The organism is Agrobacterium sp. 22-210-1, assembly GCF_053522525.1.
Window position 1 is genome coordinate 411,047 of record NZ_JBNWCI010000002.1, and the last position, 13,181, is coordinate 424,227.

10 protein-coding genes are annotated in these 13,181 nt (G+C 61.7%); 1 reads left to right on the forward strand and 9 read right to left on the reverse strand.

The window, feature by feature from the left end; all coding sequences use genetic code 11:
• Positions 1–19: 19 nt before the first annotated feature.
• From ACQZ5F_RS14830 to ACQZ5F_RS14850, 5 genes are read right to left on the reverse strand one after another with little or no spacing between them, the layout of a single operon-like run.
• Positions 20–1,153, reverse strand: a complete 1,134-nt coding sequence (locus ACQZ5F_RS14830; protein WP_004438394.1) for a DUF917 domain-containing protein — start codon at positions 1,151–1,153, stop codon at positions 20–22.
• A complete protein-coding gene (locus ACQZ5F_RS14835; protein WP_225244282.1) occupies positions 1,146–2,702 on the reverse strand; it encodes a hydantoinase/oxoprolinase N-terminal domain-containing protein in 1,557 nt (518 codons plus the stop codon). Before ACQZ5F_RS14835 ends, ACQZ5F_RS14830 begins: the two co-directional genes overlap by 8 nt.
• Positions 2,703–2,719: 17 nt before the next feature.
• Positions 2,720–4,366, reverse strand: a complete 1,647-nt coding sequence (gene nikE / locus ACQZ5F_RS14840) for a nickel ABC transporter ATP-binding protein NikE (RefSeq protein WP_225338593.1) — start codon at positions 4,364–4,366, stop codon at positions 2,720–2,722.
• A gap of 4 nt (positions 4,367–4,370) precedes the next feature.
• Positions 4,371–5,252 (reverse strand): ABC transporter permease, encoded by an 882-nt coding sequence (locus ACQZ5F_RS14845; RefSeq protein ID WP_046801396.1) that lies wholly within the window; start codon positions 5,250–5,252, stop codon positions 4,371–4,373.
• Positions 5,252–6,280, reverse strand: coding sequence for an ABC transporter permease (locus ACQZ5F_RS14850; RefSeq protein WP_006311992.1), 1,029 nt, complete (start codon positions 6,278–6,280; stop codon positions 5,252–5,254). The genes ACQZ5F_RS14845 and ACQZ5F_RS14850 overlap by 1 nt, the downstream gene beginning before the upstream one ends.
• Before the next feature lie 136 nt (positions 6,281–6,416).
• Here ACQZ5F_RS14850 and ACQZ5F_RS14855 point away from each other — a divergent pair, with 136 nt between their 5' ends.
• Entirely contained in the window at positions 6,417–8,768 is a 2,352-nt protein-coding gene (locus ACQZ5F_RS14855; RefSeq protein WP_448730618.1) for a helix-turn-helix transcriptional regulator, read from the forward strand.
• 3 nt (positions 8,769–8,771) lie between these two features.
• On the opposite strand, the gene ACQZ5F_RS14860 is transcribed toward ACQZ5F_RS14855, so the two are convergent.
• From ACQZ5F_RS14860 to ACQZ5F_RS14875, 4 genes are read right to left on the reverse strand one after another with little or no spacing between them, the layout of a single operon-like run.
• Positions 8,772–9,482, reverse strand: coding sequence for a ribonuclease activity regulator RraA (locus ACQZ5F_RS14860; protein ID WP_052818966.1), 711 nt, complete (start codon positions 9,480–9,482; stop codon positions 8,772–8,774).
• A 34-nt stretch (positions 9,483–9,516) separates the two neighbouring features.
• Positions 9,517–10,314 (reverse strand): NAD-dependent epimerase/dehydratase family protein, encoded by a 798-nt coding sequence (locus ACQZ5F_RS14865; protein ID WP_225338595.1) that lies wholly within the window; start codon positions 10,312–10,314, stop codon positions 9,517–9,519.
• A gap of 10 nt (positions 10,315–10,324) precedes the next feature.
• The gene (gene araD, locus ACQZ5F_RS14870) at positions 10,325–12,049 is read right to left on the reverse strand and encodes an L-arabinonate dehydratase (RefSeq protein WP_225338596.1); all 1,725 of its coding nucleotides are present in this window, start codon (positions 12,047–12,049) and stop codon (positions 10,325–10,327) included.
• Positions 12,050–12,087: 38 nt separating this feature from the next.
• On the reverse strand, positions 12,088–13,167 hold the full coding sequence (locus tag ACQZ5F_RS14875) for an ABC transporter ATP-binding protein (protein ID WP_225338597.1): 1,080 nt from the start codon (positions 13,165–13,167) through the stop codon (positions 12,088–12,090).
• Positions 13,168–13,181: the final 14 nt, after the last annotated feature.

The window sequence follows — 13,181 nt, forward strand, 5'->3', positions numbered from 1 at the left end:
GCATTGGCCCCGCTTATGGTTAGGCAGCCTTGCTGACCGGGACGGGCAGCGGTGAGAAAGGAATATCCGGATAGCCAAATGCCGCCGGCCCGACGACCTCAAGCGCGCGGGCGCTGCGCAGCAGGTCATGGCAGGGGATGGCGATGACGGCCACGCGCTGGCCGTAGCGCAACACTTCGGTGGTGATCGGATAACCCGTGTCGACATCGAGAAGGACGATCAGGTCGGGCACCGTCACTTCCACCTTGCCATCTCGGGAAAACAGCAGGAATTCGTTCTGAATGGCGACGCCCGCCGTCTGGCCGGCGCAATCATCGAAGCCGGACAGCGTGAGATCACCGACAGCAAAACCGCCGCGCAGGTGGCGCTTCAGATCGGTGATCTTGCCGTTGAAGATGCGCCTTCCGCCTTCCAGTGCGCAGACCGCGGCAATCGGGTCTTCCTGCTGCTTGCGGGCACGGATCACTGCCTCGCCGATGGCAATCGCCTTGGTGTAGGTTTTCGGAATGCCATACTGGTGCACGTAATGCGCCTGCATCGGCGCGGTCGCCAACATCGCGCCGCCGCCCTGCGAAACGACGCAGGCGCGCGCCATGCGCTCGTGCCAGACCTCGGAAACGGCATGGCTGAAAATGACGGCATTGCCGTGCAGATCGCACATCACCGAGGGCGTGGAACTGTGGCCATAGATGGAGAAGGTGGTCATCTGCATTTCCGGGAATGCCCGGCCCATGCCGTCGCAATCGAGGATCGGCAGGCCGCCGAGCGCCGCTGTCACCAGCGGATTCATGGAATTGGAACCGCCGATTTCCTCGCAGACGATGGCATCGACCGGGGTGCGGATCAGCTCCTCCATCGCCCGCAGGCAACGCAGGCCCTCGCGGCCTTCGCGAATGCGCTCAACGCCGACGACAGGTGCGCCGATGCCGCCGATGGACATGCAGAGCGCATCCGGTTCGATGGCATCGGTGGCAAGGATCTTCATCTCGTAACCGGCCTTCATGGCTTCCAACGCCAGAAGCTTGCCGAGATAGGGATTGCCGCCGCCGCCAGTGCCGAGAATGCCCGCACCGATTTCCAGCGCGTCGAGATCTTCCCGCGTCAGCGTCCGCAATGCCGCTTCGTCATATTTCAGCTTGCGTGTCTCAGCCATGGTTGGCTCCCATTTCTCCAACAACTTTCACATGAATGCGGGTGGCATTGCCGGGCAGATAGGCAAGCGGCATATCCTCGCGCTCAATCACTTCCAGCGTCTCGGCGACCGCGCCGGCCGCAATCGCCTTCTCGCGCGCCTCCGCTTCTGCCTCGGCCAGTGCACTCTCGCGCGTGCGTCCGTCCACCAGCGAGAAGACCCGGTCGGTCTCGCCGCTGATCTGCGCGATTGCCGCGCCGACGGCATTGGCCACCGCGAAATTCTCGGGCCGGATGACCTCAAGGTCACCGATACGATCCGGCATCAGGATGGAACCGCCGCCAACGGCAATCACCGGCACCGGTGACGACGAGATGCGGCTGCGCTCCACGCAGGCCTCGAGCATGTCGTTGATCTTGTCGACCGCCGCATCCACGAGCTTTTTGTCGAGGCTGGAGACCAGCGCCTTCTCACCCACATCCGCCTTGCCGGAGGCAACCGCGATATCGGTTGCCGTCAGGGTCGAGCCACCGAAGCAGAGTGCATCGCGGCGAACGCGGTAACCGACGGATTTCGGGCCGACGGTCAGCCCATGGTCGCCCTTGACCACCAGCGAACCACCACCGAGACCGATGGAGAAGACGTCAGGCATGCGGAAATTGGTGCGCACGCCGCCAATATCCACCGTCGTGGAAGCCTGACGCGGGAAGCCATGCGACAGCGAGCCGACATCGGAGGTGGTGCCGCCGACATCCACCACGACGGCATCCTTGAGACCAGTAAGGAAAGCCGCACCGCGCATGGAATTCGTCGGGCCGGAAGCGAAGGTGAGCACGGGGAAGCCACGCACCACATCCGCCGCCATCAACGTGCCGTCGTTCTGGGTAATGTAGAACGGGCAGGTGATGCCCGCCGCCTTCAGCGCCTCGCCGAAAGCCGCGACGGTGCGGTCGGCAAGCGACAACAGGCTGGCATTCATGATCGCCGCGCTCTCGCGAGCGAGCAGACCGTGGCGGCCGATATCCTTGGACATGACAACCGGCAGGCCGGGGCAACGCTCCTGCAGGATTTCCTTCGTCCGCAGTTCCATCGCATCGTTGATGCCGCTGAAAACACAGGTGACGGCAGCGGCCTTCAGGCCCTTGGCGCGGATATCGGCGGCGATGCGGACGATCTCGTCCTCATCGAGCGGCGAAATTTCGCGGCCGTCGAATTCGTATCCACCGCGCACCTGATAACCGTGGTTGCCGACGATTTCCCGGAGATCATCCGGCCAGTCGACCATGGGCGGCAGGCCGGCGCCGGACGGCAAGCCGAGACGGATGGCGGCCACCTCATCCATATGCCGGCGCTCGATCACCGCATTGGTGAAATGCGTGGTGCCGATCATCACGGCGCCGATGCGCGCCCTGTCGATGCCCGACGCCTCGATGACCTTTTCAAGGGCTTCGATGACACCGGACGTCACATCCTCTGTCGTGGAGGCCTTCACCCCCGCCAGAACGGTTTTATCCTGCAACACAACGGCATCGGTATTCGTGCCGCCGACGTCAATTCCAACGCGATACACGTCAGGCTCCTCTTTCATCAATCAGTCGTTTTTACGAGGAAGCGCATGCGCTCTTCCTCGGTCACGGTGGGTTTGAGACGTTCTTCCTCGTCGGTGACGACGGGGATGGCCGCGATCAGGGCGCGGGTATAGGGATGGGCCGGCTCGGCGAAGACCGCCGACGTCACGCCCTCCTCGACAATCTCGCCGCGCAGCATGACGGCGATGCGCGAGCAGAAATTGCGCATCAGCGACAGGTCGTGCGAGATCATCAGATAGGTCAGGCCAAGCTCCTCGCGCAGCTGCAACAGAAGGTCGATCACCGTCTTCTGCACCGAAACATCGAGCGCTGCCGTCGGCTCATCGAGGATCAGGATTTTCGGCTCGGCGGCCAGCGCACGGGCAATTGCCACGCGCTGCTTCTGGCCGCCGGAAAGCTCATGCGGATATTTGCCGAGATAGGATTGCGGCAGCCGCACCAGCCCCATCAGTTCCTGCATCCGGCTTTCCCGCGCCTGCCCATCCATGCCGATGGATTTCAGCGGCAGGGCAAGCGTCTGTTTCACCGTGCGCTTCGGATTGAGCGAGGTGCCCGGATTTTGATAGACGATCTGCGTCAGCCGCTTGCCGCGCTCAGGCGCCGGGGCGTCGATGACGAGATTGCCGGAAGTGGGACGCGAAAGGCCCATGATCATGCGGGCAACCGACGTCTTGCCGGAACCGGATTCGCCCGCCAGACCGAAAACCTCGCCTTCCTTCAGCGTCAGGTTCACATCGCGCACGGCATGATAACCGTTGCGCCTGCCGTAAATCTTGTTCAGCCCTTCGATGGTGACGATGGGCGAGCGCTCGCTCTGCGCCAGATCGGTGACGCGCGGGCCATAAAGCGGCGGCACGGCATCCAGCAGCGAACGCGTATAATCCTCGGCAGGAGCATGCAGGATCTGCGTGCAGGGACCGGTCTCAACAATATCGCCGTGGTGCATGACCACGACCCGGTCCGCTACCTTGCGCACGACGCCGAGATTGTGGGTAATCATCAACAGCGCCATGTTTTCTTCGGCGACCAGCTGGTTGATGAGGTTAAGGATTTCATCCTGCGTGGTAACATCCAGCGCCGTGCCCGGTTCATCGGCGATCAGGAGCTTGGGCTGGTGCAGCAGGGCAAGCCCGATCAGCACGCGCTGGCGCATGCCGCCCGAAAGCTCGGACGGATAGGCATTCATCACCCGTTCGGTATCGGCAAGTTGCACCCGGCGCAGCACCGCTGCGATACGGGTGCGACGCGCAGCCTTCGACGAATTGATGCCATCGCGCTTGTCGGCAAAGCGCATGACGTCGTCGAGATGCGTGCCGATCTTGAAGACCGGATTGAAGGAGGACAGCGGGTCCTGCATGATCAACGAAAACGCCGTGCCCTTCAGCGCCTCACGCTCCCTGCGCGGCATGGCGAGCACATCGCGGCCATCGATGATGATGGCGCCGGAGGTGATCGCTGCATTCTTCGGGAGGGTGCCGATGATCGCCTTGGCGGTGACGGACTTGCCAGATCCGGTTTCGCCGATCAGCGCCACACGCTCACCGGCAGCAACCGTGAAGGCGACATTGCGCAGCACCTGCCGGGTGCGGCCGTAATTGGTGAAGGTGACGTTGAGGTTTTCGACCTTGAGAAGCGGTTCAGTCATGGTTTTAGCTTTCCACGTCGAACATGTCGCGCAGGCCGTCGCCCAGCAGGTTGAAACCCAGCGTCACGTAAAGCACGGCCGCACCCGGGCAGAGGACTTCCCACCAGAAATCCGGCATGAACTGGCGCCCGTCAGCAACCATCGATCCCAGGTCGGGCGTCGGCGGCTTAACGCCGAAACCGAGGAAGCTCAGCGTCGCACCGAAGAGGATGACGAAAGCCGCATCCAGCGTCGTCTTGACGGATATGACCGAGACGCAATTGGGCAGGATTTCGCGGAAGAGGATGTGCAGCGGCCCGGCGCCGGCAAGACGCGCGGCTTCGATGTAGTCTTCAGAGGCGATGGACTTCGACACCGAATAGATCAGCCGCGCGTGCCAGGTCCACCATAGCAGCGTGATCGCGATCATGGCGTTCGTCAGCGTCGGTTCCAAGAGGTTGGAGACCGCCAGCGCCATGACGAGAGGCGGCATGGCCAGCATCACATTCGTCAGGCCGCTGATGATTTTTTCGGTCCAACCGCCGAAATAGCCGGCGATCAGGCCAAGAACCGTACCGACGGGAACCGAAATGCCGAGCACGCCGATGACGAGAAGGAGAGAAACACGCAGCCCGAAGATGGTGCGGGAAAAGATATCGCGCCCCGCCTTGTCAGTGCCGAACCAGTGTTCCAGATCCGGCGGCATGTGGCGGGCGCGGAAATCGACGACGGCGCCGATATGTTTGGGATAGGGCGTGAGCCAGGGCGCAAAGACCGCCAGCACCAGCACCGATAGCAGGATCAGCGAGCCGATGACGGCTGCCGGATTGCGGCTGAAGCGATACCACATCATGTAACCGGCGCTTAAACCGCGATCGGTGGGTTCGAGCATTTTCATATCAGCCATCAGCGAGCCTCCTTGCGGCGCAGGCGCGGGTCGATGATCGAGATCAGGACATCCACGATCAGGTTCGCAACGATGAAGAACAGGCCGGCCACCAGCACCACGGCGGTCACGGCATTGAGGTCTTTCTGCAGGATGGCGTTCAGCCCGTAGGAGGCAAACCCACCCCAGGCGAAGACCATCTCGATCACAAAGGCATTGCCGATCAGGGACGCGAATTCGAGTCCCATGATCGTCAGCGGCGCGATGGAAGAGAGCTTCAGCAGATATCGGAAGATGATGACCCGCTCCGGCACGCCGAAGCTCTGGAGCGTCAGCACATGGTCCTTGCGCTGGTTCTCGATCATCGAGGAGCGTGTGATGCGGGTGATCTGGCCGATGCCGGCCATGGAAAGCGCAAAGGCCGGCAGCGCGAGATGCTTCAGCGCATCCAGCACCACATCGAAACGCCCGGCCAGCGTGCCGTCGATCAGGATGAAGCCCGTCGGGCCACCCTGCCAGCCAAGCCCGTGGTCAAGCCTGCCGATGATCGGCCAGCCGGAGAGAAACCGGGCGGCCAGCAATTGCAGCGTGATGGCGAAGAGAAAGCTCGGGATCGTTACCCCGGTGAGCGAGAGGATGCGGCCGATATGGTCGAGCGGCCGGTCGCGATAATGCGCGGTGATAACACCCAGCGGAATGGCGACGGCGAACATGAAGATGACCGAGACCAGCACCAGCTCGACGGTGGCCGGAACGGTCTGCGCCAGATCGGTGGTAACGGGACGCTGCGACACCAGCGAGAAACCGAGATCACCGTGCAGGGCGTTGCCGATATAGTCGAGATATTGGACGGCCAGCGGCTTGTCGAGACCCATCTCGCCGCGCAGCGCATCCACCTGCTCCTGCGTTGCCGCAGGCCCCAGCGCCATGCGGGCGGGATCGCCCGGCACCACACGGGCCAAAGCGAAAATCATGATGGACAGGGCGATCATGACCAGCACGAAAGCGCCGAGCCTGTTCAAAATCGCGACCAGCGGATGTTGCTGCATCGGTGGAACGTTCCTTGTGCATCAGTTGCCTGAGCACAAGTTTTCACCACATGTCGGTTTGAACAATTGCCGAAAGGTATAGTTTTTTGAAGAATGAGTATAGGTTTTTATATCTGGATACCCTATCCCTTTCCCGATGACACTCCTGCCCCGCCCCCGCCTCTGCCACCGCATTGCCAGTGAAACCGCTGGCGTGGTGTTTGTTCGCGCGCCGGCGGGTGCCGGAAAAAGCGTGCTGCTGGAGATGTTAGCAAAAGAACTGGGAGCGCAGATATGCCGCACGCACCAGCCTCAAGGCGACGACGTAACAAATGGCTGTCTGCTCTGGGACGTTCCAGTCTTTGCACGGGCGGTACGCATGCCCGCCCCCATTCTGGAGTCGGTGCGTTTCGTCGTCATCGCCTGCCGGCCAGACCAGCGGATCAGCGGCATGGCGCGGCACATCCTGCATCGCGGCTCGCTCACCATAGGGGCGGACGAACTGGCCTTACGGCCAGATGAGGCGGACGGCCTTCCGCCCGAACAGAAGCATCTGGCACTCGAGGATTATGCGGGATGGCCGGCCTTTCTGTCGCTGGCGCGCCTGCCGGATGAAATGCTATGCGCCGACTACCTGCGGGAAAGCTATCTGCCGCATCTTTCCCCTGCCCAAACGGTCGAACTGTCCTTCTGGCTCGAAAATCCCTCTGCAGAGCCCGATGCGGACTGGACCAGGCTTCTGCCGCCCTTTCTGACGGGAAAGCCAGACAATCACCGCACGCTGATAAGGCTTTTGACGGTCGCGGCAAAAGAACGCCTCGCCACATTGCAGGCCGGCAGCGCCGTGGTGGAGGTCGCATCGGCGTTTGAAAAGGCAGGGCGTTCGCTGGCCGCCATGGCCATGCTGCTGGACCGCGGTTATGAGACCCATGCCGCGCAAATCCTCGAGCGCGCCGATGGCCGTGAGCTGATCTACAGGAGCAGCGTCGACCGGTTTCGCGAAATCATCATGCGGTTTTCGCAAGATATGATCGCGGCGAATGAAACCGTGCTCTTCGCCGTCACCCGCGCGTTGCTGAAACAGGGTGAATTGCAACGCGTGCGCCATCTGCTCGGCAAAAGCCTTGGATCGGATTATCTCGATCCGCTGAAGGTGCTTGCCCGTGGTTCGCGGTTTTCCTTCGCCGCCCGCACCTTCCGGCTGAACCTGATGATTGCCGAGGACCTGACCCCCAATGACGCTGTGATAACGCGTCTCGCCGAGTTCATGGCCGATTATCCCATGGACGACCACGGCAAATGGGCGGCCTATTACAATGCGCTGCTGGAATTCGAAATCCGCCGCCGAAATTTCCGCGAGGCGGAGGCGGCAGCGGCCCGCGCGCTCATCTATCTGCGCAAGATGGGCGGGCAGCCCCTGCTCGAGTTCTTCATCCATCTTCACCAGATCGTGCTGCGGTTGATGAGCGGTGATGTGCTTCTGGCCCGCCGGGCGGCGCAGGAGGCACGCGCACGGCTGGAACAGGTGCCGCATGATGCCGCGCAGGAGTTCCGGATGTTGCGGCTGGCGGAAGCCTGCCTTGCCTATGAGGCGGGAAAGCCGCGCGACCTTCTGCATTTTGTCGAGCACGAATTCGATCACTTCGCCGCTGCCGAGATCTGGCCGAGCCTGATGCAGTTTGCCCTGTTTTACGCCTCACAGGTGTTGATCGATCATTTTCCGATGACCGTTCGCCCCGGTTTTCTCGATGGCTTGTGGATCCATCTTTCGGAAGGGCTGCAATTCCATGCGATGATGGAAATCAGGACGGCCCTCGCCTATCAGAACGCCAACCGCTGGGCGGATGCCGCCGCGACGCTTTCGGCAATCCGCATGCCGATGGGCCGCAACTGGGTGGAAAGTGCGCATGAGGATCTTTCCCGGCTGACACGCCGGGACGAAATCGCCTATGTCATGGCATGGCTGCGCGATGCGGTGCATCTTTTCACGCCGCGCGCCTATCTCTCCCGGCAGATCGACGCGATGATCGCCAATCCCAAGGTCACCAATCGTGAGAAGGTCGCGCTGAGGATCTGGCAGAGCTATGCCGCGCACCAGCGCCGCGACAATGCCGCCGCCCGCGCCCATATCCTCACCGCACTTGAATCGGCAACCCGTCTTGGCTGCAATGGCGTCCTGTCGGAGGAGCGCGTCTTCCTGTCGCCGCTTCTGAACAATCGCCGCATCCGCAGCTTCATCGAAACCTCGTCCGATGTCCGCACCGCGCTGTCGATTTTCGCCGCTTCAGTGAATTCACCGCAGGCGCGCGCCCTGCATGGCGGGCTTTCGCAGCGGGAAGCGCAGATGCTGCAACTGCTCGCCAGCGGCATGTCGAACAAGAAGATCGCCCAAACCCTCAATATCTCGGAAGTGACGGTGAAGTTTCACCTCGGCAACCTGTTCCGCAAACTGGATTGCAAACGCCGCGCGGAAGCGATCCGCGCGGCGAAAGCACTGGGCTGGCTGTGAGGCTCAGCGATTGTTCTTCTTGCGCCATTCGGCAAAAGCCGTCTGATGTTCTTCCTTGGTGCAGGGATAAAGCCCGATGATCGTCTGGCCGGCCTTCACCTGCTCCACCACGAAGTCCTCGTAAGCCGTCATTTCCACCGCCTCGGTGGCGATCTCGTCGGCAATGCCGGCGGGAATGACGATGACGCAATCGGCGTCGCCGACGATGATGTCGCCGGGAAAGACCGGGGCGTCACCGCAGCCGATAGGTCCGTTTATTTCGATGGCTTCATGCTTGGTAAGGTTGGTCGGGCTGGAAGGCCGGGTGTGATAGGCTGGAATATCCAATTCGGCAATGGTGGCGGCATCACGAAAACCGCCGTCGCTGACGATGCCGGCACCGCCGCGCACCATAAGGCGCGTTACCAGAATATCGCCGGCCGAGGCAGCGCTCGCATCCTTGCGGCTGTCGATCACCATCACATGACCCGGAGGGCAGGTTTCGATCGCCACCCGCTGCGGATGTGCAGGGTTACGGAATTCGACGAGCTGGTTGCGGTCCTCGCGGGCCGGCATGTACCGCAGGGTAAACGCCGGGCCGACCATGTTCGTGCCCTTATAGCCGAGCGGATGTACGCCCTGTATGACCTGGTTTCGCAGGCCGCGCTTGTAAAGCGCTGTCGCCAGCGTGGCGACGGAAATCGTCATCAGTTTTTCCCGCGTTTCGCTGTTCATTTTAGTCTCCTCGCAATGACCGGATGGATGTGTTTCATGTCTTGTGAATGGGCTCGTCTATGAAGATGCCGCCCTGATATTTTGCGATTGCCGCCTCGAGATCGGGTCGCGGCACATCGCGCTCGATTTCCGCCCGGTAGCGCGCAGCATTGTCGCGCCGTTGCCAGCCGAGAAAATCCACGTGCGAATTGTCCCACCAGCTGTCGTCATTGGCGGAAACGCCCCAGATGACCGGGCAGCCGAGTTTCGGTGCGCGGTATATGGCCTCGATCAGCGAGACAAAATCGTCATGGCTGAACCAGGTCGACAACATTCGCCAGTTCGTGGGTTTTGCTTCGCAGGAGCCGATGCGGACGATGGCCGTCTCCTGGCCGAATTTGGAGTGGTAAAGGCTCGCCATCGCCTCGCCGAAAATCTTCGAGACACCGTAGAGGCCGTCGGGCAGAAAAGGCGTCTCGGGAGTAAGCTGCTTGCCCTGCGGATAATAACCGATCGTGTGGTTGCTGGAAGCAAAAACAATGCGCGGCAGGCCATGTGCCCTCGCCGCTTCATAGAGATTGTAGAGCCCGCGCAGATTGGCCGCCTCTATCGGATCGAAAGCCTTCTCGACGGAAACACCGCCAAGATGGATGATGCCGTCACAGCCCCCCACGAGATCATGAACCGCCTGCTCGTCCTCAAGCGCGCAACGAACGAGTTCCTCATGAGGCGCGGGTGGACCGAGATCAACGATATCAGAAAGGCGGATGGTCTCGGCGACATGGCCAAGCCGCCCTCGCAGCATGCTGCCCAGCTTGCCGCCAGCACCGGTGATGAGCAATCGCTTCAACATGATGGCGTCCTTAGAAAATATCGGGCTCGCCGGCGGTGCGGCCGAAATCCGTCTGCAGGAAGTCGAAATCGCAACCTTGATCGGCCTGCGTGACATGCTTGGAGAAGAGATAGCCATAACCGCGTTCATAACGCGGCGCGGGCGCCTGCCACCCGGCACGGCGGCGAGCGATCTCTTCTTCGCTGACCAGCATGTCAAGCCGGCGCTGCGGCAGATCGAGACGCACGATATCGCCGGTTTTAAGGAGCGCCAGCGGGCCGCCGACGAAGCTCTCCGGTGCGACATGCAGCACGCAGGCGCCATAGGAGGTGCCGGACATGCGGGCATCGGAAATGCGCACCATGTCGCGATGGCCCTTTTTGATCAGCGCCTTCGGGATGGGCAGCATGCCCCATTCCGGAAAACCGGGACCGCCGAGCGGGCCGGCATTGCGCAGCACCAGCACATGATCCGGCGTGACATCAAGGTTCTCGTCGTCGATGGCCTTCTTCATCTCCGGATAGCTGTCGAAGACCAGCGCCGGGCCTTCGTGAACATGGTATTTCGGATCGCAGGCGGCAGGCTTGATGACGGCGCCATCAGGGCAAAGATTGCCGCGCAGCACCGCAAGCGAACCTTCCGCATAAACGGGATTATCGAGCGAGCGGATGACGTCGTCATTATAGACCTTCGCGCCTTCGAGGTTCTCGCCCATGCTGCGGCCGGTCACGGTGAGCGCCGAACAGTCGAGACGGCTTTCCAGCTGCTTCATCAGCGCCCGCAGGCCGCCGGCGTAATAGAAGTCCTCCATCAGATAGTCTTTGCCGGAGGGGCGGACATTGGCGATGAGCGGCGTGATCCGGCCAAGTTCGTCCAGCTCATCGAGCGTCATCGGCACCCCGGCGCGGCGGGCCATGGCGATCAGATGCACGACGGCATTGGTGGAGCAACCGGTCGCCATGGCGACGATGGCGGCGTTGCGAAACGCGGTCGCGGTCAGGATACGGTCCGGCGTCAGCTCCTCGGCCACCATCTCCACGATACGTCGGCCGCAACCTGCCGACATGCGCTGGTGTTCGGCATCCACCGCCGGAATAGAGGAGGCTCCCGGCAGGGTGAGGCCAAGGGCATCGGTGATGGCGGTCATGGTCGAGGCGGTGCCCATGGTCATGCACACACCGGCGGAGCGGGCGATGCCGCCCTGCACGCCGCGCCATTCCTCGTCCGTGACGTTGCCGGCACGGCGCTCATCCCAGTATTTCCAGGCGTCAGAGCCGGAACCCAGCACCTTGCCGGCATAATTACCGCGCAGCATCGGGCCGGCAGGCAGATAGATCATCGGCACGCCGGCCGAGATCGCGCCCATGACGAGGCCAGGCGTCGTCTTGTCGCAACCGCCCATCAGCACCACGCCGTCGAGCGGATGCGAGCGGATCATTTCTTCCGTCTCCATCGCCAGCATGTTGCGGTAGAGCATCGATGTCGGCTTGGTGAAGCTCTCGTCCACCGAAAGCGACGGCATCTCCACGGGGAAGCCGCCCGCCTGCAACACGCCGCGTTTCACATCCTTCACCCTTTCAGGGAAATGTGAGTGACAGGTGTTCAGCTCCGACCATGTATTCAGGATACCGATGACGGGTTTGCCGACAAAATCCTCCTCCGCATAACCAAGCTGCATCATGCGAGAGCGGTGGCCGAAGCTGCGCAGGTCATCGGGTGCGAACCAGCGGTCGGAGCGGAGTTTTTTATCGGTCATGTCAATGGTCCTGCGTTGCGGGTTGCGCCAAAAGCCTGTCAGTCCTGCCGGAGCGTCAGCCCGCTCGTCGTATCGAAAAGATGGATATGTTCCAGCGGCGCCGACAGGCGGATGACTTCGTCCGCCGATGTCGAGGTCTGGCCGGAAAGATGCAGCGTCACCCGGGTGCCATCCCCGAGAGTACCGTAAAGATAGGACTCGCCGCCCAGCTGTTCGGCGGTGCGCACCGACATGGTCAGTGCGCCTTCGCCACCCGCCTGCACATGGTTTGGGCGGATGCCGAGCGTCACTTTCTGACCGGGTTTGTAGGCAAAACCGGTCTGCGGCAGGGGGATCAATTCGCCGGTCACGATCTTCAGCGACGGCGTTGCATCCGAAGTCACGTCGCCGGCAAAGAAGTTCATCTTCGGCGAACCGATGAAGCCCGCCACGAAGAGATTGGCCGGACGGTTATAAAGATCGAGCGGCACACCAAATTGCTCCAGCTTGCCGGCGCGCAGAACGGCGATCTTGTCGGCCATGGTCATGGCTTCCACCTGATCGTGCGTCACATAGATCATGGTATTGCCGAGACGCCGGTGAAGACTGGAAATCTCACCGCGCATGTCGACGCGCAGTTCCGCATCGAGGTTGGAAAGCGGCTCGTCGAAGAGGAACACACGCGGCTCGCGCACCACGGCGCGGCCGATGGCGACGCGCTGGCGCTGGCCGCCCGACAGGTCCTTGGGGCGACGCTCGAGAAGCTGGTCGATCTGCAGCATCTTGGAAACCTGGGAGATCTTTTCGGCGATGTCCTTTTTGGAGGTGCCGATGTTCTCAAGTCCGAAGGACAGGTTTTCGCGCACCGTCATATGCGGATAGAGGGCATAGGACTGGAACACCATGGCAAGGCCACGATCTGCGGCCGGCACGGTATTGACCACATCGCCGCCAATAACGATATCGCCACCGCTCAGTTCTTCGAGACCGGAGATCATGCGCAGCAGGGTCGACTTGCCGCAGCCGGAAGGGCCGACGAAAACACAGAACTCGCCGTGCTTGATATCGAGATCGACACCCTTGATCACATCGAGGGCGCCATATGTCTTTTTGACCTGACGAAGCTCTATACTTGCCATTGTCGTGTTTCCTC

Excerpts from the sequence above, each read along its gene's own strand:
- ACQZ5F_RS14830 (WP_004438394.1), bottom strand. The coding sequence starts at position 1,153 with ATGGCTGAGACACGCAAGCTGAAATATGACGAAGCGGCATTGCGGACG.
- nikE (WP_225338593.1), bottom strand. The coding sequence starts at position 4,366 with ATGACTGAACCGCTTCTCAAGGTCGAAAACCTCAACGTCACCTTCACC.
- ACQZ5F_RS14845 (WP_046801396.1), bottom strand. The coding sequence starts at position 5,252 with ATGGCTGATATGAAAATGCTCGAACCCACCGATCGCGGTTTAAGCGCC.
- ACQZ5F_RS14850 (WP_006311992.1), bottom strand. The coding sequence starts at position 6,280 with ATGCAGCAACATCCGCTGGTCGCGATTTTGAACAGGCTCGGCGCTTTC.
- ACQZ5F_RS14855 (WP_448730618.1), top strand. The coding sequence starts at position 6,417 with ATGACACTCCTGCCCCGCCCCCGCCTCTGCCACCGCATTGCCAGTGAA.
- ACQZ5F_RS14860 (WP_052818966.1), bottom strand. The coding sequence starts at position 9,482 with ATGAACAGCGAAACGCGGGAAAAACTGATGACGATTTCCGTCGCCACG.
- ACQZ5F_RS14865 (WP_225338595.1), bottom strand. The coding sequence starts at position 10,314 with ATGTTGAAGCGATTGCTCATCACCGGTGCTGGCGGCAAGCTGGGCAGC.
- araD (WP_225338596.1), bottom strand. The coding sequence starts at position 12,049 with ATGACCGATAAAAAACTCCGCTCCGACCGCTGGTTCGCACCCGATGAC.
- ACQZ5F_RS14875 (WP_225338597.1), bottom strand. The coding sequence starts at position 13,167 with ATGGCAAGTATAGAGCTTCGTCAGGTCAAAAAGACATATGGCGCCCTC.